Genomic DNA, 25,023 nt, shown 5'->3' with positions numbered 1-25,023 from the left:
AAAACTCAAAAAATTAGTAGAATAATAGTTAATAAGAATCTTCTGATAAATATATAAAGAAAAACAGAATTATCAGAAAATTATTAAATGAGAGCGTTAAGAATTAGGGAGGGTACAGAAAGTGAAAAAGAAAAAAATCAAAAAACTAACAGCAGTTGTAGCACCAGTTTTAGCAATGAGTATGGCATTAACAGCATGTTCTACATCAGGCGGAGATAAGAAGACAAGCACAAATTCTAGCTCTGGCGGAGATAGCAAATCAGAAGAAAAATTAGCAGCGAAACAAGTGCTAAATCGTACGGAAACAAATGAGATTCCAACAATGGATACTTCTAAAAATACTGATACATTAGGTTCTCAAATTTTAGGGAACACAATGGAAGGTTTATATCGATTAGATAAAGATAACAAACCAATCCCAGCTGCGGCAGAGTCAAGCACGAAGAGTGAGGATGGTAAAAAATATACATTCAAATTACGTAAAGATGCAAAATGGTCAAATGGTGATCCTGTAACAGCGAAAGATTTCGTATTTGCATGGCAACGTCTATTAGATCCAAAATCAGCTGCTGAGTATGCATTCATTGCATTCCCAATTAAAAATGCAGAAGCAGTTAATAAAGGTGAAAAACCTGTAACGGAGCTAGGAGTAAAGGCAGTAGATGACCTTACTTTAGAAGTTGAATTAGAACAAGCAGTACCATACTTCTTAAACTTAGTAGCATTCCCATCGTACTATCCATTAAATGAGAAGTTCGTGAAGGAAAAAGGAGATAAATACGGTTTAGAGTCTGATACAACAGTCTATAACGGACCGTTCGTTCTTACTGATTGGAAGCATGAGCAAGGATGGAAACTAAAGAAAAATGATCAATATTGGGATAAAAAGACTGTAAAACTAGATGAAATCAACTATAGTGTAGTAAAAGAAGTAGCTACAAGAGTAAACTTATATGATACAAATGCAATTGATTTCGCGCTATTATCAGGTGAATTCGTTGATAAGTATAGAAACAATAAAGAAGAGTTTGGGACTTATTCACAAGTAAGTACTTACTTTATTCGTATGAACCAAAAACGTGGTGGACAAGATACACCATTAAAGAGTCAAAAATTACGTGAAGCAATTGCCTACTCTATTGATAAGAAAAATTTAGCAAATGTTATTTTAAATGATGGGTCTAAACCTGCGGACTTCTTAGTGCCGAAAGGATTAGCAACTGGACCAGACGGTAAAGACTTCCAAGAAACATTTAAAAACGGTATTAAACCAGATGCGAAAAAAGCAGCTGCTGCATGGGAAGCAGCGAAAAAAGAACTTGGAAAAGATCAAGTTACAATTGAGCTATTAAACTATGATACTGGTAATGCGAAAAAAGTTGGAGAATATGTTAAAGATCAAATCGAGAAGAATTTAAAAGGTGTAACAGTTAATATTAAACTTCAGCCGTTCAAGCAAAAACTGAAATTAGAAACAGAGCAAGATTATGATATTTCATATGGCGGTTGGAATCCAGATTATGCGGATCCAATGACATTCTTAGATATGTTCCAGTCTAATCATTCTCATAACCAAATGAGCTTCGCTGATTCAAAATATGATGATATGATCAAAAAAGCTGGTGGAGAATTAATGGGTGACGCGAAGAAACGTTGGGAAGAGCTAGGCAAAGCTGAGAAATTACTTCTTGAGCAAGATGTAGCACTTGTACCTTTATACCAACGTGGTGATGCATACGTTCAAAAACCAAATGCAAAAGGCATCGTTCATCATAACATTAGCCCAGAGTATAGCTTCAAGTGGGCATACATGACTGAAAAAGATGGAAAATAATTTTAAACAGTAATACTATCTTTAAGTGGATATATACACGTTTCTTAGCTTATTTTGTAGTGAGAATCTCATCGTCCACAATAGTAAGATAAAATGATAGAGCATTTCAAAAGTAGACTATTTACTTTTGGAATGCTCTTTTATTTTGAGATTAAATGTAAATCAATCGATAAATATAAGGAAGTATTTGTATTGTGATAATTGTAAAACATGCTTGTTATTATCACAAAAAAATAATTTTTAGAATATTTTAAAAATAACTTTACAAAATCTGAAAAGTTAGTAGAATATTAATTAATAAGAATTTTCTGATAACTGGTTATTAGAAAATCTATCAAAATTAGTTTCGTACATATAATTGGGGAGGGTACAAAAATGAAGAAAAAGATGAAAAAGTTCACGGCGGTTGTAGCGCCAGTTTTAGCGATGAGTATGGCGTTGACAGCGTGTTCTGGATCTGGTGGAGAGAAGAAATCAACTACGACGTCTAGTGGTGGTGGGGAAGAGAAAAAATCTGAAATTAAATACGCAGCGAAACAAGTGTTAAATCGTACAGAGAATCAAGAAATTCCGACGATGGATGTTTCAAAATCTACAGATACATTAGGTTCTCAAATTTTAGGGAACACAATGGAAGGTTTATATCGATTAGATAAAGATAATAAGCCAATCCCAGCTGCTGCAGAATCTAGTACGAAAAGTGAGGATGGCAAAAAATATACATTTAAATTACGTAAAGATGCAAAATGGTCGAATGGCGACCCTGTAACGGCGAAAGATTTCGTATACGGTTGGCAGCGCTTACTCGATAAAAATACAGCTGCAGAATATGCGTTTATTGCTTTCTATATTAAAAATGCAGAAGCAATTAATAAAGGTGAAAAACCTTTAACAGATTTAGGAGCAAAAGCGGTAGATGATTATACGCTAGAAGTAGAATTAGAAAAGCCAGTACCATATTTCTTGAATTTAATGGCGTTCCCATCTTACTATCCTTTAAATGAAAAGTTCGTAAAAGAAAAAGGAGATAAATTCGGTTTAGAAGCAGATACAACGTTGTATAATGGACCATTCGTGATGGCTTCTTGGAAACATGAACAAGGATGGCAGCTAAAGAAAAATGATAAGTATTGGGATAATAAGACTGTAAAATTAGAAGAAATTAACTACAGTGTAGTAAAAGAAGTTGCGACGAAAGTAAACTTATATGATACAGGGTCAATTGATTTCACACTATTATCAGGAGAATTTGTTGATAAATATAAATCAAACAAAGAGGAGTACGGTGAGTATTCAGAAGCAAGTACATTCTTCTTACGTTTAAATCAAAAGCGTAACGGACAAGATACACCGTTAAAGAGCAAAAAACTACGTGAAGCAATCGCATTATCAATTGATAAAAAAGGCTTAGCAAATGTTATTTTAAATAACGGTTCAAAAGCAACAGATCAATTAGTACCAAAAGGACTTGCTACAGGACCAGACGGTAAAGATTATCAAGATACATTTAAAAATGGTCTGAAATATGATCCGAAAAAAGGTGCGGCAGCTTGGGAAGCAGCGAAAAAAGAGCTTGGAAAAGATCAAGTGACAATTGAATTACTAAGCTATGATGATGGAACTGCGAAGAAAATCGCTGACTACTTTAAAGATCAAATTGAGAAAAACTTAAAAGGTGTAACGGTTAACACGAAAATTCAGCCGTTCAAACAAAAACTAAAATTGGAGTCAGCACAAGATTATGAAGTTTCGTTTGCAGGTTGGAGCCCAGACTATTCAGATCCAATGACATTTATTGATATGTTTGAATCGAAGAGCCCATATAACCAAATGAGTTATTCGAATCCAAAATATGATGAAATGGTGAAAAAAGCAGGTAATGAATTATTGTCTGATCCTAAGAAACGTTGGGAAACGTTAGGAAAAGCAGAGAAATTGTTCCTTGAAGAAGATGCAGGATTAGTACCTTTATACCAAACAGGTAGAGCGTATGTAATGAAGCCGAATGTAAAAGGAATTGTGAAACATAACATCAGTCCGGAATATAGCTTTAAGTGGGCTTATGTAACGGAAGGGAAATAATAAAAAAGAGCGTGTTCAAAGTAGAAACATTACTTTGAACACGCTCTTTTTCTATTCAATTAAATAGAGAAGAATAAGAAAAGTAGTACTGACATATAGTAGATGGGGGAGAATTCGTATAGTAGTAATAGTAAAATACATAGTTACTATGAAAATAAAATAATGGGAACTTCAAAAATGAGGATAATTACCAAGATTTTAATTGGTGAAGAAGTATTAATAACTAAGTTCTTAGAAAATCTCTCAAAGTTCGTTTCATACATATAATTGGGGAGGGTACAAGAATGAAGAAAAAAATGAAAAAACTAACGGCAGTTGTAGTGCCAGTTTTAGCAATGAGTATGGCATTAACAGCATGTTCTTCTGGATCTGGTGGGGAGAAGAAACCGACTACAACGTCTAATAATGGCGGGGAAGAGAAAAAATCTGATATAAAATATGCAGCGAAGCAAGTGCTAAATCGTACAGAAACGAATGAAATTCCGACGATGGATACTTCAAAAAGTACAGATACACTTGGCGCACAAATTTTAGGGAATACGATGGAAGGTTTATATCGTCTTGATAAAGATAATAAGCCAATACCAGCTGTAGCAGAATCTAGCACGAAAAGCGAGGATGGTAAAAAATATACATTTAAATTACGGAAAGATGCAAAATGGTCAAACGGTGATCCAGTAACAGCGAAAGATTTCGTATTTGCATGGCAACGTCTCGTAGATCCAAAAACAGCTGCTGAGTATGCATTTATTGCCTACTATATTAAAAATGCAGAAACAATTAATCAAGGAAAAGCAGAAGTTGCTACATTAGGTGTAAAAGCGGTAGATGATTATACGCTTGAAGTGGAACTAGAAAGGCCGGTACCATATTTCTTGAACTTAATGGCATTTGCGTCATACTATCCATTAAATGAAAAGTTTGTAAAAGAAAAAGGGAATAAATTTGGTTTAGAGTCTGATACAACAGTATATAACGGACCGTTCGTTCTTACTGATTGGAAACATGAGCAAGGCTGGAAATTAAAGAAAAATGAGCAGTATTGGGACAAAAAGACTGTAAAACTAGAGGAAATCAACTATAGTGTAGTAAAAGAACCAGCTACTCGAGTGAATTTATACGATACAGGAGCGATTGATTTCGCCCTTTTATCAGGAGAGTTTGTTGATAAGTATAGAAATAACAAAGAGGAGTTTGGCGCATATTCGGAAACGAGTACGTTTTACTTACGTCTAAACCAAAAGCGTGGTGGGCAAGATACGCCGTTAAAGAGCAAAAAATTACGTGAAGCAATCGCATTATCAATTGATAAGAAAGCTTTAACGAATGTTATTTTAAATGATGGTTCAAAACCAGTGGATTACTTAGTACCAAAAGGTTTAGCAAGTGGGCCAGACGGTAAAGATTTCGCAGAAACGTTCAAGAATGGTTTAAAACAAGACTCCAAAAAGGCAGCAGCAGCTTGGGAAGAAGCGAAAAAAGAACTTGGAAAAGATCAAGTCACAATTGAACTTTTAAATTATGATACTGGTAATGCGAAAAAAGTTGGGGAGTATGTAAAAGATCAAGTTGAAAAGAATCTAAAAGGCGTAACAGTAAATATTAAACTGCAACCATTTAAGCAAAAGCTTAAATTAGAATCAGACCAAGATTATGATTTTTCATATGGTGGCTGGAATCCAGATTATGCAGATCCAATGACATACCTTGATATGTTTGAAACGACAAATTCTCAGAACCAGATGAGCTACTCAGATTCAAAATATGATGACATTATTACGAAAAGTAAGACAGAATGGATGGCTGATGCAAAAAAACGTTGGACAGAGTTAGGAAAGGCTGAGAAAATATTACTTGAAGATGATGTAGCGCTTGTACCTTTATATCAAAATGCTCGATCCTATGTAATGAAACCAAATATAAAGGGAATTGTGAAACATAATATTAGTCCGGAATATAGCTTTAAATGGGCGTATGTAGAAGAGAAATAATAAAGTAAAATTTTAATCAAGCTGCCCAGCAAATAGCAGGATAAAAGAAAAAGCATTTTCAAGTTGCGGTATTAGAGCACTTGAAAATGCTTTTTCTATGCACTTTTATTCCTTCCTCGAATATATAAAATTAAAAAGGGAGAATCCCATGGAACGAAATGCTTACATCGATTTCCTAGCTTATTACGGAATAGGGAGTGCTCACCCTGGTGGTTTTACGTTAACAAAACAATTGTTAGCACAACTACCTTTTAAATATGGAGCGAATGTCCTTGAAATAGGCTGCGGTACGGGGAAAACAGCCGCGTATATGACAAAAGAATGTGGTTATAAAGTAACGGCGGTTGAAAAGAATGAGATTATGATTCAAAAGGCGAAAGATAGATGGTCAATTGAAGGACTAGACATTCAATTAATTGAAGGGAATGTAGAGCAATTACCTTGTTTGCATGACTCATTTGAGTTCGTACTCGGAGAATCGATACTCGCTTTTACGGAGAAAGAAAGGGTGATCTCAGAGTGTTATCGTGTATTACAGAAGGATGGCAAGCTAGTTGTCATTGAAATGATTATTGATAGGCACATTGAGAAGAGTGAGGAAGAAAAAATTGCCCGATTATACGGGATGAAAGAACTATTAACTGAGAATGAATGGGTACAATTATTTCAGAAAGCAAATTTTAAAAGAATTACAATTGCTGGCGGTGGTACAATTGCAGAAACGATCTCGGGCTATATAGAAGAGCCAGAATGGAATGTATCCGCGTATATTCCAAATGAATTATATGAGGCATGGGTACAGCATGAAAATGTACGACTTATGTACCAACATATTTTAGGCCATCGTATTTTTATATGTGAAAAATAAATAAAAAGAGTTGGCTAAAGTTAGTCAACTCTTTACTATGTTAAATGAAAAATAATGCAGCTAATGTAATTCCGAAGATGAAACCAAATCCGAGTTCAACGCCCCATCCACAACCGCCGCCTCCCCAGCCGCCGCAATTACCGCAACCACGACCGCCACATCCACAGCCGCTGAATCCACCACCACCACAACCAAATCCGCAGCTGTCACATCTGCTAATGCCTCCGCAAAGATCACATCCACCGTTTGCATAAGCGTCATAGTATCCAAATCCTGTATCAAAAGATGAGCGCTGTTGCACTGGTTCAATCCATACAGAGCTTTTTGTCACATCAATTATTTTTCCTAAATGAATGCGACCATCACGATCTTCAATTCGAACGACTTTACCGAAATAACGTTGGCACGTATCGTAACATTTTTGTCTATGCATGTTCTTCCTCCTTCCCCATTACAGTAATACGATATGTAAAGGGGACAAGTGCGGCTTGTACGAATGCCCTATCTATCATAATTGTTATAGGAAAGGGGAAATATAGGAAGAGGATATATAAGGAGGAAAAAGGCATGAAATCTACAGATCAGTTTCAGACATACGAAGTACCGTGGGAAGAATTTATTGAAGCATTGCGAGAGGAAATGAAGAAGCAAGTAGGGGCAGATATAATTGATACAGTAGTTTGCAATTTAGAAGATGGCTTTGAAGTGTATACATATGTGCAGGGGGATTTGGAGTTTGAATACAAGGAAGCACTTGAAAGAAAATATGGAAGCGATGCAAAAACGCCTAATGTGCTAACGATTATGTTATTAGCTAGTATTTATAGTACAAGTGAAGAGAATTTACGCTTGCATGCGGATAATAAAGAAAATCCGGTTGTTGAAGTGTATGTGAGGCAATAAAACACGCTGTGAAGGCGTGTTTTTTATTTGTCCCGCATTAACGGGCAGTAAGACCACCACCTCAAAATTTAGCGGGAGAAAAGGGTTGGGCTGCCCGTAAAAGCCCCACTGTTAAAGCTTCACTTTATATGGTAAAATATTAGAAAATTAAGAAAGAAGATGGCGGTTTGAAAATTAAACATCTTAATTTAACAGTTTCAGATGTAGTAGCTGCTAGAGAGTTTTTAGAGAAATATTTTGGTTTAACTTGTAGCGGAACAAGGGGAAATGGCTTTGCAGTTTTGCGTGATAATGATGGGTTTATATTAACATTAATGAAAGGGAAAGAAGTACATTATCCACAAACATTTCATGTAGGGTTTCCTCAAGAAAGTGAAGAACAAGTAAATAAGATGAATCAAAGATTGAAGGAGGATGGCTTTTTGGTCGAACCTCCTAAGCATGCACATGCGTATACGTTTTATGTTGAAGCACCTGGTGGATTTACAATTGAAGTGATGTGTTAATTCAAAATCAAACTTTTTGATATATGTTTTGAATACGAAAAGTAGGAAAAGTCTGTTTTAAGTGTAGAGCTTAAACAGGCTTTTTTACTTATAGTATCGGATAGAAAACGCTAGAAGGAATACTATTCAGTTTATATAACTGTTTACATAATAAAGTTATGCCATGTTAGTTGTCCTAAAATACAAGTCATATATCTTGTTTCCTCTCATAAATTTAAACATAGGAATTTGTCTACAAAGGTGGCGAAGCCTCATCATGAAAATTCGAATTTGTGCCACATTCATGTTGTTTCTATTTATATGGTTACATCCGTTTTGGACTTTTGCAAAAGGAGAGGAGGCAAAGGAAAGGGTCGTTTCACTTGTATATGATGATTCGGGCAGCATGAGAAATAACGATCGCTGGAAATATGCCAATTACGCTTTGCAAAGTTTAGTTGCGCTATTAGATGAAAAAGATAAATTTTCGTATGTTCCAATGAGCAAGCCGAATGATCCATTAAACATTTCGTTAACGAAGGATAAGAGACAAACAGAAATTGAGGGAATTGGGGCATGGAAAACCTATTTAAATACTCCGTTTAGCGCAGTAGAAACGGCGATGCAATCTATAAAAAAGGAAGCAGATATAGATGGAAAACGTGAATTTTGGCTTATTGTCTTAACTGACGGGGCATTTAATGATTTAGAGAAAGATAAGGTTGGCGGAAAAGAACAAATCTTGCAGAAGTTAGCACAGTTTAAGAAGGATATGGATGCAAAAAAGATATCGTTACATCCAATTTTAATTACGATGGAAGAGGATTTAGGACAGCAAGAAAAGGCACAACTAAATACATTTAAAGAAATATGGAAGAAAGAGATAAACGGAGTTACGATGCCATCTAGTGGAGAGGATGGTATTGTAAAAAGCGTCAATCAAGTGGCAGCATTAGTTGCAAATCGTGATCCGTTCTCCTCTGTTGAATCGATTGTAAAAACGAAAGTAGTAGGGAAGAAAGTAGAGATTACAACACCATTTCCATTAAAGCGTATGACACTTGTACGACAATCGCCTTCTTTGTCTAATTATCAGGTCACACAAATTTCTAAACCGTTACAATTACAATCTTCCTATTCTATACATGCACCAGGAGAAGCGAAATTATTCGGAAATATAGTTCATATCAGTACGGAAAATCAGGAAGTTATTAAACCAGGAACTTATACGATAGAGGTGGATCGAGATATTGAGAAAGAAGGACTACAAGTACTAGTTGAACCGGCGCTTAACTATACTGTTTCTACTTATGACAAAGATGATCGTATTCAAAAAAATGTGGAAAAAATGTACGAAGGTGCTACTGCTGTTATTGAAGCAAAGCCTACGGAATTACCAATTCAGTCTTCATATTTTCAGGCAGAAGTAGAAATAGACGGAAAACAGTACCCGATGAATTGGGACGATAAAAAACATGTATTTCACTACGAAACGAAGATTGATAAAGGGTTAGTGCGCGGGAAAGTTCATATGAACATAAAGGGATTTTACAGACAAACGAAAGAATTTAAAATCGAAGTAACGGAAAAACCAAAATTATCACTGCAGGCAATAACGAAAGATTATGAAGAAAAAGTAACAAATTTAGAGAATAGTAAACCCTTTATTATACAACCACAGTTAGATGGTAAGCCGATGACAGAAGAGGCTGTAAAGAAACTAATAAAATCTACTGGTGTCACATCTAAACAATCAATCAACTATGAAATAAAACAACATGGTAATCAAATTTATATTTATCCTCGACCTCATTACTCCGACACATTCAATTTTACAGATACTGGCACCGTAGAAGCTACCATCGTAGTGCAAGATTCAAAATTACAAGAAGTAAAGAAAAGTATTTCACTTCATATTCAAAATGCACCGTTTTATGAAAAATATGCGCTTATCTTTAAGTTTGTTATTCCTATCACTTTATTACTGTTAATAGTAGGAATAATCATTTTAGGTTGGATTGTTCGCCCAAGATTTCACCGGAAAGCACTGTTGTATTACGAATGGGATCAAGAAGTAGCGAAAGATTGGTTATATCAATCTGAGCCAGAATTACTTAAAAATAAATGGTGGAAGCACTATTTTGGTATTCCGTATAGAGCGGAAAGGAAGACAGTACAATCCGTTACGTTTATAGCAAAGAAAGGATCGAAATCGATATTTGTAGCGAAAGAGTCCCAAGTAGTAGGAATGATTATTGATGGGATGTTTATAACAGAGGATGAGGTTGGAATGGAGCATAAGACGCTATATCCAAATGAACTTTTAGTAATTGATAGAGGGTATGGTAAAGAAATCTACAAATATGAGTGTGAATAGTAGGTAGGGAAAAGGAGGGAGTCTTATCTTTTCCCCCTCATTTCAAACAAGCAAGAATAGGAAGGTGGTTCACATGACGTTACAAGTTCCAACGATATTAATTGGTTTAGGTGGAATCGGTAGTACTGTAACACATCAAATATATGAAAGGCTACCTGAGGAGCGCCGGAAAAAAGTAGCAATGCACGTATTTGATACAGATGTGAATACATTGAGTAAATTTGATCATATTCGAAAGTTTAAAACACAAACGAGTTCGAGTAAAACGCCAAGAGAATATATTGCGGGAGATCCAACGATTCCAGAGTGGTTTCCGATGGACCCGACAATACTTGATAAACCGCTGACAGAAGGGGCAGGACAGTTACGCGTCATTTCCCGTTTAGCGTTACGTGCTGCAATGAAAGAAGATAAATTGACGTCCTTTTGGCAAGAAATCGAGAAGATTTTTCCGGTTACAAGCGATCAAACCGAATATGGAGTGCGTGTCATTATCGTAACATCACTAGCGGGCGGAACGGGTTCAGGGATGTTTCTACAAATTGCTTTATATTTACGTGAAATGCTTCGGAAAAAACTGCAGCATCACAACATTTTAATACGTGGTGCGTTTCTAATGCCTGATGTTTTAGTTAAGACGAGAACGGTTAGTGCGAAAGAGTTTGAAACGGTGCAAGCAAACGGCTATGCCTCGTTAAAAGAATTACATGCGATTACACTCGGTTCTACAGGAGAGCTATCCAAACGCGGTGGCGTCACGATTGAATTAGAGTATCGTCCTGATCAAGTAGATGAGGATGGGAGAACGAATCATACGATTAAACAGCATCATTTACCATACAATTATTGTTTCTTATATGATTACGAAAACTTACATGGACACCATCTGCACAATTTATCAGATTATATGGAGCAAATGGCAAATACGATTTATTTACAGTTATTTAGTCCGATGTCTGCCAATCATTTTGCGCAGGAAGATAATCAAATTCAACAATTAGCAGAATCGAGCGGGAAAGGACGATATTGCGGGGCAGGAACGGCAAAGATTATTTATCCATATGAGCACGTGTTAAAATATTGTGCTTTAAAATGGGCTGTGCAAGGTTTAGATGAATCGTGGCTTCATTTAGATCAACTGTTTCAAGAGAAAAAACAAAGATACGATCAAGATGTAAAACGTGGTATGCAACGTGAAAAGCCAGAGCGTGGGAAAAGTTATTTAGAAGACTTAGAACATCTTGCTACTCGTCCGGAACAGGCTCATATTTTCTATAGACAAATGTACAATGAAACGCGTGAAGGAGCAGAAGGCGGTAAGGTTGGTGTTGCGAAATCTAAACTGTTTTTAGAGGCTGTAGAAAGCTATGTACAGCGTACGGTGCAAAAAGATGAGGAATTAAACCGTCTGCAGCATGAGTGTAAAATTTCAGCTGCGAAACTGAAAATGATGGAACAAATGAAAGGTGAAGTAGCAAGAGTGGATCATGCGGTTCGTTTATATGCGTATGCGATTCCAAGCCGCGTACATGAACATGTAACGACACTTTTATATGACATGATTGAATCAGACCGTTTTTCACCAAGTGGTTCTGAAGGCCAGTCGTATCAGCTAAATACATGGTTTTTAAAGAAAACAGATCCTGTTCACCCAGTATCAGCTCGTTTTATGTTGTATGAAATTCGAAAGCAGCTAGTCGAGAAAATGAATCGTTTACATGAAAATAATGAACAAAAGCGTAATTTAATTCAAAACTACGATAAGAAATTTAATGTAAGTAATATTGATGGGACGGTAACAGCTGTTCGCCGAGTAGAAATTGCGCAGCAACAAGGCTGGTTTGGAAAAATGATGAATAATCAGCAGCGTTTGTTTAAAAAAGAATTTGAAGATATTGTAACGCAGTACGTACACAAATTAAACGAGTATCGTAAAGAAATGCTATTAGAACTCGTTTATCAATCGCTATATCAAGCGGTTAATAAAATGATTCAATATTGGGAAAGGTTTTTTGATAATTTACATGAAACGCGTGAAAATTTATTGTTTGAAATTCAAAAACGAAGCAAGGAATTTGAAGGGAAAACAAACCCAACGAATGTATACGTATTAGCTGAAGAGAAGTTGCAAGAAAAAATATGGCAAGATATGCAGCAACATTTAAATTTAGGTGTATTACCGAAAGATATATCTGCGGAAATTTATATGAGTTTATACGGGGAATATTGCCGGGATGCGAAAACAGAAGAGATTCAATCGAAAAAGGTAGAAGACTTTTATCGTGAGCACATACTAAGTTATTGCTACGATGAATTACAAATACGTTATCGCGATAAATTAGAACTGAATATCGTTGAGGCGTTACGAAAAGAAGCGGATTATAAGAAGCGTGATCGTGATGAATACGTCCGTGAAAAAATTGAAGACTTGTTCCATTTAGCTAGTCCATTTGTGCCGAAAGTTTCCCATCATAGGGAATTACAATATTGGGGTATACATCCATCTTTAAAGAAAGAACTACAAGAGGAATTAATTCAAGAAATGTTTAAAGAAAAAGATACAGTACATGAAGCTTTTTCGCCATTTGAAGTCATTTGTTATCGTGCGCATTACGGTTTATCGTTGCAAGACTTCCCTAAGCTTTCGTCTGGGCACATTGCAAATGGATTTATGAATGATAAAGGTGATTATTTTCAGTCATACTATCGCCGTGTGAACAAGTTGAATAGTAAAAAATCTAGTTTAACGCCGCATTTAGATAAGTATTGGCACTTACCAGCATTCATGCCAGACTTAAATGCAACGCAAACGAAGTTGGATTACGATAAATGTAATCGAGCTCTTCTATACGCGTATATGTATCGCTGGATTAGTTTAGTTGCTGTTGATGGTCAGTTCGTGTATCAATATAACGGCGTTGGACGTAGCTTTTTAATTCAGTCGATGGGAAAAAATATTTCAAGTGAAAGTTACAAATTACACAGAGCATTGCTTCATAATCCGTTTATTTATGAAAACATCTTGTCCAGATTTGAAGAAGAACAAGAAAAAGCGATGATACAGGGCGGACATTTATATACACATCCGTTCGTATTAGGTGCTCAAGATATTAGATGGCTTCGTAAAGAGCATGTCCATAATATTTTAGATATGATTTTAATGTATGACCGTGAAGCAAAATATGACCCAACGCTAGAAGAAACTTCTGATGAATTATTAAGGCTATTTCTTGATGAAATTGAGTTGTATTTCCAAAACTATTACGGTACAGGTGCCGATATGGTTGCAAAGAAAGAGAAAGAAATGTTTATTAAACAATTGTGGGATCGTTCGTATGCGAAAGGTTATGTAGATCCAAATAGTGCTCCTTATAAAAAGTGGCAAAATTTATTAAGCGTTCATGATGAAGAAGAAACGCCAAAAACGAATGTTTAATGAATGAAAAGGGAATCCTTAAAAGTGGCAATACAACTTTAGAAAAGAGGGATTCCGATGCCGTTTTTAGGAAGTGTATATCAAATATTTGGATTGTATCCAGAAATTTATTATGGAATGATTTCAGCTGAACTTGCGGAGCAGCAAAGATTGGAACAAGCGGAAAACGAAGAACCAGAAACAGAAGCGTAACTGTATAAGAAGTTTCAAAATAAAAATGATAACACGCTACTTACTCTTTACACGTATAAGAGTAAGTAGCGTGTTTTTACTATTTAATGATCCCGTTTTCTAAAATTTTAATAGTAGGAGTTACTTTCACATTAGCTTTTGAAAAGGCACGTGGCCAATCATCTTCGACAGTTTTCCATTCTTTATATTGAAACGCTCTTGCATAATCACCAAATCCGAATGGATCAAGTTGCTGTTTTTGAATGTTGTGGATTAAATCGTTAAAATCTTTTTTTAGTTGTTTTGTAATAAGAGAAGTTAATTTCTTTCTATCTTTGTCTATATCCATGTTGAATGTAAGTTCAGATACGGAAACTTTAAAATTCATTGCAATATTAAATTTGAAGTGGTTATCGTTATAGCCTGTGTGAATGTCACGATTCATGCTAAGAACATTTATTGTTACGAAATCGTCGCCGTCTGTATCTTTTAAATCACTATTACTTTCAACTTGAGTAGAAGGAATCTTCATTGTAAGAGAAACTGGTGTATTGGCCTTCTTTTGTAATAGAAGAAGGAGGGCACTTTCGTATCGATTTAAAGACATTTTATAAATTCCGCGAGAAGTTAATAGTGCGGAACCAGTAACGATAATATCTTTTTTTCCTTTTTTTATTTCTGAGATAGCAGGTGTTATACCTTTATTAAAAGTTTGCCTATGAAATTCATGGAATGTCGTAAACGCGGTTCGATTGTATAGTTTGTTCGTATTAATTAAATCTGTTAAATATTCAGGAAGTGCAGGCTTATCTTTAAAATTATTATATATAACAGAAGAAATTGGACCGTCAACTGCAACCATGCGCATATTTCCAGTATTTTTAGGGTCGCGATACCAAACATCAAGGTAAGGCATAGCGCCTTCTTGTTTTAAAAACTTCGTGCTAAATAAAATGAGCTGTAATTTTTCTGTAGATACTAAACCGCTACTTGAACTATTAAATGTTGCTTTTGCTTCTCGGGGGGTATGTACTTTTGCTTCATGAGTTTCGTATTTTTTCTCCACATCCTCATTAAAAATAGGGTTTACGTGGTACACAATTAATTTTCCTTTTGCTTTTGCGTCAAAACCGTAAATTAATGAAATCGATTGTTTTTCTAAGTCGAGCCGATCTCCACCACATCCTGTTAGAAATGTTATGAGAAAGCAAAGTATAGTGAAAATAAAGCGTCTCATTTAAAGTTTTCTCCTTTTCCAATGCTGATAAAGTGTCATGTATAAGAGAAATACGACTGGGAATAGAAAAACGATAAAATAACTTGCGGTTCCCCAAAATTCCCGCAATGCACTTATTTGATACGAGGATGGAATATAAAAGAATAAAATGAAAACACACCCTAATAATAAAAACCAAACAGGTAATGAACTCCCTTTCTTGTTAAGTAATTGATTAATTCCATCTGAAGCAGTGAAAATATAAGGAATGCAAGAATCAAAAATAATGAAGAGATAAAATGACAAAAAGATAATTTCAAATCGTTCCAGAAATGAAAAGTGAAATGGAGTAACAAGAGAAAGAGTGGGCCATAAAAACTTGGTTATACCATCCGGGCTAAAATAAACGAAAGAGACGAACGTGACTTGAAGATAAACAAATAGCGTAATTAAATTCGCAAGAACAATTCCTTTTTTTGCAGATGATTTATTACTGAGATAAGGATAAAGGACAAATGCAAACTCAAATCCGAGAAACGCAATAATAGTGGATTTTACTGTGTTGAAAACGGGTATCCACCCCTCTTTCAGGAGAGGCAGAAGATAAACCCAATGTCCGTCTTTAAGTGGGATAAATAATAGTAATGGCATCCAGAGTGTAAAGAAGACAGTAAACACAGCATAGCGGCTAATAATAAGAACACCTTTACATGCGAGCATAAGCATTGGAATAGATAATAACATCATAATTAAAAACATGGGAGATCTAGGTAAAATCCAAATGTGCATGATGTATAAGAGGGAAAATATTAAAGAAACAGCGGCAAGTACAGCGTATAAAATCCAAAGGAGCATCATCCCTTTTCCTAACCAGTTTCCGAGGTAACGTGTTAATACATCAAGCAAAGTATAACCAGGGTGTTTGGACATAATTTGGACAATACAAAGGCTGACTAAAGTAGTTATAGCCCATCCAATAATAATTGACATCCAGCCATCGGTATTCGCTCCTTGTGCAACTTCACGTGGAAGTGTGAGTACACCAAATCCAACTTGAACACCACTAATTGTTAGAATGTATTGAAATAAAGTGATCTCCCTCTTTGCGCGATTTGTCACTTCTTTTCCTTCCTTTCCTTCATATCTCGTTGTCGGTTTTCTTGTTTCAAGTTAAGAGAGAGTGGTCGTTTTCTCATTATTTTCCATGGTAAACGTATGAGAATGTCTTTTAAATCCGAAGCAAATGATGGAGAAAAAGGACTACCATATGGTACACCAAGTGATTCCATAGAAAGAATATGGATGATGATAACTGCCATCCCGACCATAATGCCAATGACACCAAATAACGAAGCGATTACCATCATTGGGAATCGAAGAAGCCGAATTCCTGCCGACATTTCCATGTTAGGAATGATGAAAGAAGCGACTGCAGTAATAGATACGACGATAACCATAACGTTACTTACGATTCCTGCTTGAACCGCGGCTTGTCCAATGACAATCCCTCCTACGACGCCGATCGTTTGTCCAACGGGACCAGGAAGCCGAACCGCAGCTTCGCGGAGCATTTCAAGTACTAATTCCATCAAAAGTGCTTCTAATATAGGAGGAAAAGGAATTTTAGCTCGAGATTCTCCAATTGTTAACAATAATTTAAGTGGAATCACTTCATAATGAAAGGAAATCATAGCAATATAAAGAGCTGGTGCAAATATTGCAATAAATAATCCGGTGAAACGAAGTAATCGTATGAAAGATGGAATCATTGGCCTAAAGCTGTAATCATCTATCGTCTGAAAAAAAGCTGAAAAGGTCATAGGTCCAATTAATACGCCTGGTGAGCGATCTACAACAACAGCAATTCGTCCATCCAGAATATGATGGGCCGTTGTGTCAGGGCGTTCAGTGATAGATAATTGGGGAAAGAGAGTATAGGAATTATCTTCAACAAATCCTTCTAATTCTCCGGTAGTAAGAATGGCATCCACTTTAATGGATTCGATACGGCATGCCATCTCTTGTACGACATCTTCATTTGCGGTGTCTGCTAGGTATAGCAAAAAAACCTTTGAAGTAGCTCGTTCACCAACAGTGAATTCCTTCACTTTCAATTCGCGATTTGGAATATAGCGACGAATAAGTGCAAGACTGTCGCTCGCTACCTCATTAAATCCTTCGTGTGAGCTTTTTATGGAAGTTTCTGTAGTCGGTTCTTCAATACTCCTTTTTGGTGCCGATTGCGTATCTAGTTCTAAAGCTGTAAGTTGTCCATTAATGAATAAAATGCTTTTCCCATGTAAAAGGGACTGTTCAATGTCTGCCCACTGCTGAACTTTCTTTATATTCCCGATTGTAACGGAGGATTCCCAAAAATCGTCCTCATTCCACTCTTTAAATAGGAGTGGGCGAAGAATATCGATGTTAATAACAGTTTTATCGACAAGTCCTTCCATATATATAAGTGCAGCTTCTTTTCCGTTTTTTAACGGAAAAGTGCGTGTAATTAATTCTGGAATACCGCTAAACAGTTTGGATAAGTGCTTTAGATTAAGGGAAAGAGAAGAAGAAATAGATTTTTTTAATTGGTGATCAGCTTGCTCTTGTGCAGAAAAAGATTTTTCACCACGTATCCAGTTATTAAAAGACCCCATTTGTTCGCTTACTCCTTGTCATATATTATCCCACTTTAATGGGCAGTAAGACCCCCATCTCAAAATACAGCGAAAGCAAAGAATTTAGATGGGGGATCAACTGCCCATAAAAGTCCGATTGGTTCAACTAATAATCAGTGGGGGATGAAGAAAACCCCCACTGATTAAAGCTTCACTTTATATGGGTTATTATGGATAGTTCTATGCGGACATATGCGTAGTTTAAATTTTATATTGTATATTTTTATCTTTAACGCTATAATTATAGTGTTAAAGATGGAATCGTGATATGACCTGTTATGAATCTATCGTTTTATTTATGAATAAATGGATTGGTATTTTAGCAAGATGTGCTAATAAACTACTCCACCATGATAATAACGTGCCGAAATGTGGTGCGTATATTTTCGTGGTGGAGTTTTTTTATTCTCAAAAAGGGGGAAAGACCATGAATAACAACATGGTTCATATTACAATTGACGGAAAAAAGTATACAGCGGAGCCTGGTTCAACGATATTGGGTGTTATTAATGAGAACGGGATTGAACATCCGCAAATTTGTTACGTGCCAGAAGTAGATCCTATTCAAACATGTGACACTTGTATTGTAGAAGTTGACGGAAAGTTAATGCGCTCTTGTTCGACAGTGGCGACGGAAGGTATGAACATTGAACGTAATTCTACTCGTGCAAAAGAAGCACAAACAGAGGGGATGGATCGGTTACTAGAAAATCATTTATTATACTGTACTGTATGTGATAACAACAATGGGAACTGTAAACTGCATAATACAGCAGAATTAATGGAGATTGAACATCAAAAATATCCTTATGAACCGAAAGTAGATGTAAGTGAAGTTGATATGTCGCATCCGTTTTATCGCTACGATCCTAATCAATGTATTGCATGCGGTCAATGTGTTGAGGTATGTCAAAACTTACAAGTAAATGAAACGTTATCAATAGATTGGGAAGCGGAACGCCCACGAGTTATTTGGGATGAAGGAGTAAATATTAATGATTCTTCATGCGTGAGCTGTGGTCAATGTGTAACCATTTGTCCTTGTAATGCTTTAATGGAGAAAACGATGCTTGGTGAAGCTGGATTTATGACGGGATTAAAACCAGATATTCTCGAACCGATGGTAGATTTAATTAAAGAAGTTGAACCAGGATATAGCGGCATTTTTGCGGTATCAGAAGTGGAAGCGGCCATGCGTGATACTCGTACGAAGAAAACGAAAACAGTTTGTACATTTTGTGGCGTAGGTTGTTCATTTGAAGTGTGGACGAAAGGGCGTAAAATCCTTAAAGTACAGCCTTCTTCTGATGCGCCAGTTAACGCAATTTCTACTTGTGTAAAAGGAAAATTCGGTTGGGATTTCGTGAATTCTAAAGAAAGAATTACAAAACCTTTAATTCGTAAAAATGGAATGTTTGTTGAATCTACATGGGAAGAAGCACTACATGTAGTTGCAAGTAAATTAGGATCTATTAAAGAAGAATACGGTAAAGATGCTATCGGTTTTATTTCTTCATCAAAAATTACGAATGAAGACAATTATGTGATTCAAAAACTAGCTCGACAAGTATTTGAAACGAATAATATTGATAACTGCTCACGTTATTGCCAATCGCCAGCGACAGACGGATTATTCCGTACAATTGGTATGGGCGGAGATGCTGGAACGATTAAAGATATCGCAAAATCCGGTCTTGTTATTATTGTAGGTTGTAATCCGACAGAAGGTCATCCTGTTTTAGCTACACGTATTAAACGAGCGCATAAATTACACGGACAAAAATTAATTGTAGCTGATCTTCGTAAAACAGAAATGGCAGAGCGTTCAGACGTATTTATTAGTCCAAAACAAGGAACAGATCAAGTATGGTTAATGGCTGTTACGAAATATATGATTGATCAAGGCTGGCACGATCAGCAATTTATTGATGAGAATGTAAATTTCTTTGAAGATTTCAAAGAGAGCCTTACAGAATATACACTTCAATATGCAGAAGAAATGACTGGTATTTCAAAAGAAACACTTATGCAAATGGCTGAAATGATTCGTGATGCAGATGGTACATGTATCCTTTGGGGCATGGGAGTAACGCAAAATACAGGTGGATCTGATACTTCCGCTGCGATTTCAAACTTACTTCTTGCAACAGGTAATTATCGTCGTCCAGGTGCTGGTGCATATCCACTTCGAGGTCATAATAACGTACAAGGTGCTTGTGATATGGGTACTTTACCAGGATGGCTTCCTGGATATCAGCACGTGACTAACGATATGGAACGTGCGAAATTTGAAATGGCTTACGGAGTAAAAATTAATAGTGAACCAGGTCTTAATAATATTGAAATGTTACATGCAATTGATGAAGGGAAAATGAAAGCTATGTATCTTGTTGGAGAGGATATGGCTCTTGTAGACTCTAATGCGAACCATGTACATGAAGTGTTATCAAGCCTTGATTTCTTCGTTGTGCAAGATGTTTTCTTATCTAAAACTGCTCAATATGCAGATGTTGTATTACCAGCAGCACCGTCTCTTGAGAAAGAAGGTACTTTCACAAATACAGAGCGCCGTGTACAAAGATTGTATCAAGTTCTTCCTACGCTTGGAGATGCGAAGCCAGACTGGTGGATTGTGCAGGAGATTGCGAATAAATTAGGTGCAAACTGGAATTATAGCCATCCAAGTGAAATTTTTGCTGAAATGGCAAGTTTATCACCACTATTCTCACAAGCAAATTATGAAGTGCTTAAAGGGTGGAATAGTTTCCATTGGGGAAGTTTTGATGGAACGAATACACCACTTCTGTTCCAAGATGGATTTAACTTCCCAGATAAAAGAGCTCGTTTTGCGATTGCTGATTGGGTACGTCCAGCTGAATTCCCAGCGGAGTTCGATCTTCACATTAATAACGGTCGTATGCTTGAGCATTTCCATGAAGGGAATATGACAAATAAATCAACAGGTATTCAAACGAAAGTACCTGGCGTGTTCGTTGAAATTTCTCCAGCGCTTGCAAAAGAACGTGGAGTGAAAACAGGTTCATTAGTTCGTCTTGTTTCTCCTTTTGGAGCATTAAAATTACGCGCACTTGTAACAGATCGTGTAAAAGCGAATGAATTATATTTACCGATGAACTCTACAGATAATGAAACAGCAATTAATTTCTTAACAGGTCCTGCAGTTGATACGCGTACAAATACACCTGCTTATAAACAGACGAAAGTGCGTATGGAAGTGCTAGAAGTTGATGGCGAAAATCCGATGCCAAAAGCAAATCCACGCAATAAAAAACGTCACCCTCAAGCTGGTATTGAGGTAGATCGTAAGTGGGCACGTCCAGGGTATGTGCATTTAACGGATAAGTAGGAGGAGAAAAATATGGCTGCACCTATAAAAATGATTCAAAAACAAGAATTAACTGAGGAAGAAATAAAACAGCAAAAATTAGATGATTTAAAAGAACTTCTAGCTAATAATGAAGAAGCTTTAAATCAAATGTTTAATATTGTCGGTGAATTAAATGACATCGGAATGCTAGAAGCCGCAAATTCTATGCTAAAAGCGAAAGAACTAATCGCAAAAATCGTTCTTGGCCAAGTGACTCGTGAGCCTGTTACAAATTTAATTAATAATATGATGGGTGCTGCAGGTGCTTTAACAGAACTTGATCCGGAACTTACGAAAAAGCTTATAGGTAGTTTATTAGTAGGGTTAGAAGAAGGTAATGAACATCTAGAGAGTAATAAAAAGGTAGGAGTATTTGATCTTATGAAAGTATTGAAAGACCCAGACATTAACCGTGCTATCGGGTTTGGGCTTCATTTCTTAAAAGGTATGGGTAAAGGGTTAAAAGACGAATAATCTTCATGAAGTGAATCTTTTCGCCCAAATGTTTGTACGAAATGGTTTGGGCGGAAGGATCATTTTGGTAAAATATATAATAAAGTAAAATGAGGATTTTTTGGAGGTATAATTGTATGTCAAAAAAAGTACATGAATTTAATGATATGATACGAAAACTTCGAAAGGAACTTTTCGGAAAAGGACCGGAACGAATTCATACTGTTTTTGCTGAAAATATGGCGATTGCGACACTTTACGGAAACTTAACACCTACTGAAAAATTCATTTCAAGTACGATGGACGGTGCGGAAATGGTTCATTTGGCTAGAACGAAAATGATTCAAGAAGTGTATGCTGCGAATTCCCGTGAACATTTGGAGGAACTTGTTGGAGCAAAATTAGTGAATTTATTTTCAGATATGAAAGTAGAAGAAGATATTGCAGTTTCGGTATTCGTTTTTGATAAAAATATAACGTGAGAGAAGGATACTGATCGTGAAACCGATACAGGTAGAAAGAGAAATCTTTCGTTATGAACAAGGGGCGTTTAAACATATAGAGGACAGCATTGTAACAGAGTTTCCAGTCACGATTAAAATGAATGGACAGGAGTTTGTTACAATGGTTAGTACTCCAGAATATATAGAAGATATGGTAATAGGCTTCTTAGCATCTGAAGGAATCATTCGGAAGTATGAAGATATTGATGACATATGGGTACAAGAGAAAGAAGGATTTGTACATGTCACAACAAAAAAAGTGAATCCGTATTACGAACAAATGCAAAATAAACGTTATATTACTTCATGCTGTGTGATGTGAATGCTATTATTTTAAGCCGAATGGATATTGGTAGACATAATGCATTAGATAAAATTTACGGTTATTGCTTAAAAAATAATATTTCTATAAGTGATAAAATCATTGTTTTTAGTGGTCGTATTTCTTCGGAAATATTATTGAAAGTTGCAAAAATTGGTTGTGAAATTATACTCTCAAAATCAGCTCCAACTGAGTTGGCTTTGCAGCTAGCAGAAGAATTAGGTATTACTACGATAGGATTTATTCGGAATCAATCCTTAAATGTATATACACATCCAGAGCGTGTTTTAAATATAAAATAAGTAAAAGCGAGGCAATAAATATGAAATCTGTCACATTAGACAAACTACAACGTCCTTTAAAGGATTTACGTATTTCTGTTACTGATCGCTGTAATTTTCGCTGTCGTTATTGTATGCCAGAAGAAATATTTGGTCCTGATTATTCGTTTTTGTCTAATGATAAAATTTTATCTTTTGATGAGATTGAAAGGATAACACGTATTTTTGTTTCTTTAGGTGTAAGAAAGTTACGAATTACGGGCGGAGAACCGTTACTTCGAAGAGGTCTTCCGCAGCTTATTGAGCGCCTTAATAAAATAGATGGTGTGGAGGATATCGGTTTAACAACCAATGGATCGTTACTTAAAAAGTTTGCTCCTGATTTATATAAGGCGGGTTTATCACGTGTGACAGTTAGTTTAGATTCCTTAGAAGAAGATCGTTTTTTCTATTTGAATGGTAATAGAAGCAAAGTGCAAAGGGTTCTAGAAGGAATACAGGCTGCAGCTGAAGTTGGTATGAAAATAAAAATAAACATGGTCGTTCAAAAGGGAAAAAACGAACAGGACATTTTGCAGATGGCACAATACTTTAAGGAAAATAAGCATATTCTTCGTTTTATTGAGTATATGGACGTTGGGAATTATAACGGTTGGGAATTAAAAGAGGTCGTCTCGAAACAAGAAATAGTAAATGCGATTCATCAAGTTATGCCGTTAGAACGGATAGAAGCGAATTATGCAGGTGAAGTTGCGACTCGTTATCGTTATATTGGAAGTGATGAAGAGATAGGTATTATTTCATCCGTAACAGATTCCTTCTGTTCCTCATGTACGAGAGCACGTATTTCTGCAGAAGGAAAATTATATACTTGTTTGTTCGCTTCTAAAGGAAATGATTTGAGAGAATTACTTCGATCTGAATACACTGACGATGAAATAACATATATCGTGCGTGATATATGGAACAACCGAGAAGATCGTTATTCAGATGAACGATTAAGTCATACAAGTAACAAAAGAGCGCCTAAAATTGAAATGTCACATATTGGTGGTTGATATAAGAGTGACGCTTTGAGGAAGTATATACAAAATGGAAAATGTGCAACGGTTGTAGGTTTTCTATTTTATAGTAAAAGTGATGATTGATATCTCTGTAAAAGATGTGCAGAGAAATTAAGCAGCATTCAAAAACCTTTATTTTGAGGAGGTTTTTTGAAGCTGCTTTTTTATTTGGAGAAAATGGAGGAATTAGTAATGGCATTTCATAAACCGGAACAAATTGCTGAGCTTGTAATTGAGGCTGGTGTTCAAAAAGTAAGTCAGACGTTGCCAGCAATGCTTATTCTCGGTTTTTTAGGAGGAGCGTTTATTTCGTTAGGTTTTTTGCTTAACATTCGCGTTTTAGGTAATTTACCAGAGCGTTGGGGTAGTTTAGTCAATGTTTTAGGAGGAGCGGTTTTCCCTGTTGGATTAATGCTCGTCGTATTAGCAGGAGGAGAATTAATTACCGGAAATATGATGTCACTTTCTATGGCACTTTATGCAAAGAAAATTACATTGGTAAGTGTACTAAATAATTGGGTTTGGATTACTTTCATGAATTTCGTGGGAGCTATTTTTGTTGCGTATTGTTTCGGTCATCTTGGCGGATTAACAGAAGGAGATTATTTAAATAAAACGGTAGCAATTGCAGAAGGAAAGTTACATGAAACGTTTGGGAGAACTTTAATTTTAGCAATTGGTTGTAATTGGCTCGTTTGTCTTGCGCTTTGGCTCGCTTATGGGACGAGTGATTTTGTCGGAAAAATAATCGGAATTTGGATTCCAATTATGGCATTTGTCGTGATTGGATTTCAGCAAGTGGTAGCAAATATGTTTGTCATCTCGGCAGTTATTTTTGCAGGTCATCTGACGTGGATGGATCTTGCTAGAAATTTTGTTCCTGTTTTTATCGGAAATGTAATTGGGGGAGCTGGATTTGTTGGATTTGCTTACTTTGCTTGTTATCAAAAACAACATTCTAATATGAAATAGAG

18 protein-coding genes and 1 pseudogene are annotated in these 25,023 nt (G+C 36.1%); 15 read left to right on the top strand and 4 right to left on the bottom strand.

What is annotated here, in order from left to right; all coding sequences use genetic code 11:
* Positions 1 to 121: 121 nt before the first annotated feature.
* From PDL00_RS16555 to PDL00_RS16540, 4 genes are all read left to right on the top strand, one after another.
* On the top strand, positions 122 to 1,834 hold the full coding sequence (locus PDL00_RS16555; RefSeq protein ID WP_270730212.1) for a peptide ABC transporter substrate-binding protein: 1,713 nt from the start codon (positions 122 to 124) through the stop codon (positions 1,832 to 1,834).
* Positions 1,835 to 2,209: 375 nt separating this feature from the next.
* Positions 2,210 to 3,916, top strand: a complete 1,707-nt coding sequence (locus PDL00_RS16550) for a peptide ABC transporter substrate-binding protein (protein WP_242255291.1) — start codon at positions 2,210 to 2,212, stop codon at positions 3,914 to 3,916.
* Positions 3,917 to 4,200: 284 nt separating this feature from the next.
* The gene (locus tag PDL00_RS16545; RefSeq protein ID WP_242255289.1) at positions 4,201 to 5,907 is read left to right on the top strand and encodes a peptide ABC transporter substrate-binding protein; all 1,707 of its coding nucleotides are present in this window, start codon (positions 4,201 to 4,203) and stop codon (positions 5,905 to 5,907) included.
* Between the two features lie 148 nt (positions 5,908 to 6,055).
* Positions 6,056 to 6,775, top strand: coding sequence for a class I SAM-dependent methyltransferase (locus PDL00_RS16540; protein ID WP_242255287.1), 720 nt, complete (start codon positions 6,056 to 6,058; stop codon positions 6,773 to 6,775).
* A gap of 40 nt (positions 6,776 to 6,815) precedes the next feature.
* Here PDL00_RS16540 and PDL00_RS16535 read toward each other — a convergent pair whose 3' ends face one another.
* Positions 6,816 to 7,208: a hypothetical protein gene (locus PDL00_RS16535; RefSeq protein WP_063262489.1), complete on the bottom strand. Its 393-nt coding sequence runs from the start codon at positions 7,206 to 7,208 to the stop codon at positions 6,816 to 6,818.
* Between the two features lie 134 nt (positions 7,209 to 7,342).
* Between PDL00_RS16535 and PDL00_RS16530 the strand changes: the two genes are divergently transcribed.
* The 5 genes from PDL00_RS16530 to PDL00_RS16510 all read left to right on the top strand — a co-directional run bounded on the left by PDL00_RS16530 (position 7,343) and on the right by PDL00_RS16510 (position 14,168).
* Entirely contained in the window at positions 7,343 to 7,678 is a 336-nt protein-coding gene (locus tag PDL00_RS16530; protein ID WP_242255285.1) for a hypothetical protein, read from the top strand.
* 167 nt (positions 7,679 to 7,845) lie between these two features.
* Entirely contained in the window at positions 7,846 to 8,184 is a 339-nt protein-coding gene (locus PDL00_RS16525) for a VOC family protein (RefSeq protein WP_060631802.1), read from the top strand.
* Positions 8,185 to 8,440: 256 nt separating this feature from the next.
* Positions 8,441 to 10,540 carry a vWA domain-containing protein gene (locus PDL00_RS16520; protein ID WP_242255283.1) on the top strand — a complete coding sequence of 700 codons (2,100 nt, stop codon included), beginning with the start codon at positions 8,441 to 8,443 and terminating at the stop codon, positions 10,538 to 10,540.
* A gap of 73 nt (positions 10,541 to 10,613) precedes the next feature.
* On the top strand, positions 10,614 to 13,976 hold the full coding sequence (locus PDL00_RS16515) for a tubulin-like doman-containing protein (protein WP_064449868.1): 3,363 nt from the start codon (positions 10,614 to 10,616) through the stop codon (positions 13,974 to 13,976).
* A 57-nt stretch (positions 13,977 to 14,033) separates the two neighbouring features.
* Positions 14,034 to 14,168: a hypothetical protein gene (locus PDL00_RS16510; RefSeq protein ID WP_001116178.1), complete on the top strand. Its 135-nt coding sequence runs from the start codon at positions 14,034 to 14,036 to the stop codon at positions 14,166 to 14,168.
* 79 nt (positions 14,169 to 14,247) lie between these two features.
* Here the strand turns inward: PDL00_RS16510 and PDL00_RS16505 are convergent, their stop codons facing one another.
* The 3 genes from PDL00_RS16505 to PDL00_RS16495 are packed head-to-tail and all read right to left on the bottom strand — an operon-like array spanning position 14,248 to position 18,017.
* Positions 14,248 to 15,384, bottom strand: a complete 1,137-nt coding sequence (locus PDL00_RS16505) for a Ger(x)C family spore germination protein (protein WP_270730205.1) — start codon at positions 15,382 to 15,384, stop codon at positions 14,248 to 14,250.
* A complete protein-coding gene (locus tag PDL00_RS16500; protein WP_097819572.1) occupies positions 15,385 to 16,482 on the bottom strand; it encodes an endospore germination permease in 1,098 nt (365 codons plus the stop codon). It lies immediately after the preceding gene.
* Positions 16,479 to 18,017, bottom strand: a complete 1,539-nt coding sequence (locus PDL00_RS16495) for a spore germination protein (protein ID WP_242255275.1) — start codon at positions 18,015 to 18,017, stop codon at positions 16,479 to 16,481. Before PDL00_RS16495 ends, PDL00_RS16500 begins: the two co-directional genes overlap by 4 nt.
* 448 nt (positions 18,018 to 18,465) lie before the next feature.
* Here PDL00_RS16495 and fdhF point away from each other — a divergent pair, with 448 nt between their 5' ends.
* The 6 genes and pseudogenes from fdhF (at position 18,466) to PDL00_RS16465 (ending at position 25,021) form a co-directional block, all read left to right on the top strand.
* Positions 18,466 to 21,405, top strand: coding sequence for a formate dehydrogenase subunit alpha (gene fdhF / locus PDL00_RS16490; RefSeq protein ID WP_270730201.1), 2,940 nt, complete (start codon positions 18,466 to 18,468; stop codon positions 21,403 to 21,405).
* A 12-nt stretch (positions 21,406 to 21,417) separates the two neighbouring features.
* A complete protein-coding gene (locus tag PDL00_RS16485) occupies positions 21,418 to 21,900 on the top strand; it encodes a DUF1641 domain-containing protein (protein WP_270730199.1) in 483 nt (160 codons plus the stop codon).
* Between the two features lie 116 nt (positions 21,901 to 22,016).
* Positions 22,017 to 22,361 (top strand): DUF2294 domain-containing protein, encoded by a 345-nt coding sequence (locus PDL00_RS16480; protein WP_000039580.1) that lies wholly within the window; start codon positions 22,017 to 22,019, stop codon positions 22,359 to 22,361.
* 16 nt (positions 22,362 to 22,377) lie between these two features.
* Positions 22,378 to 23,006: pseudogene (locus tag PDL00_RS16475) on the top strand (formate dehydrogenase accessory sulfurtransferase FdhD).
* Positions 23,007 to 23,026: 20 nt separating this feature from the next.
* Positions 23,027 to 24,043 (top strand): GTP 3',8-cyclase MoaA, encoded by a 1,017-nt coding sequence (gene moaA, locus PDL00_RS16470; RefSeq protein ID WP_270730198.1) that lies wholly within the window; start codon positions 23,027 to 23,029, stop codon positions 24,041 to 24,043.
* A gap of 198 nt (positions 24,044 to 24,241) precedes the next feature.
* A complete protein-coding gene (locus PDL00_RS16465) occupies positions 24,242 to 25,021 on the top strand; it encodes a formate/nitrite transporter family protein (protein ID WP_002107908.1) in 780 nt (259 codons plus the stop codon).
* Positions 25,022 to 25,023 lie beyond the last annotated feature (2 nt).

This window comes from Bacillus cereus group sp. TH152-1LC, from assembly GCF_027710505.1.
Lineage (GTDB): Bacteria > Bacillota > Bacilli > Bacillales > Bacillaceae_G > Bacillus_A > Bacillus_A mobilis.
This window is presented reverse-complemented; position numbering and strand designations above follow the sequence as displayed.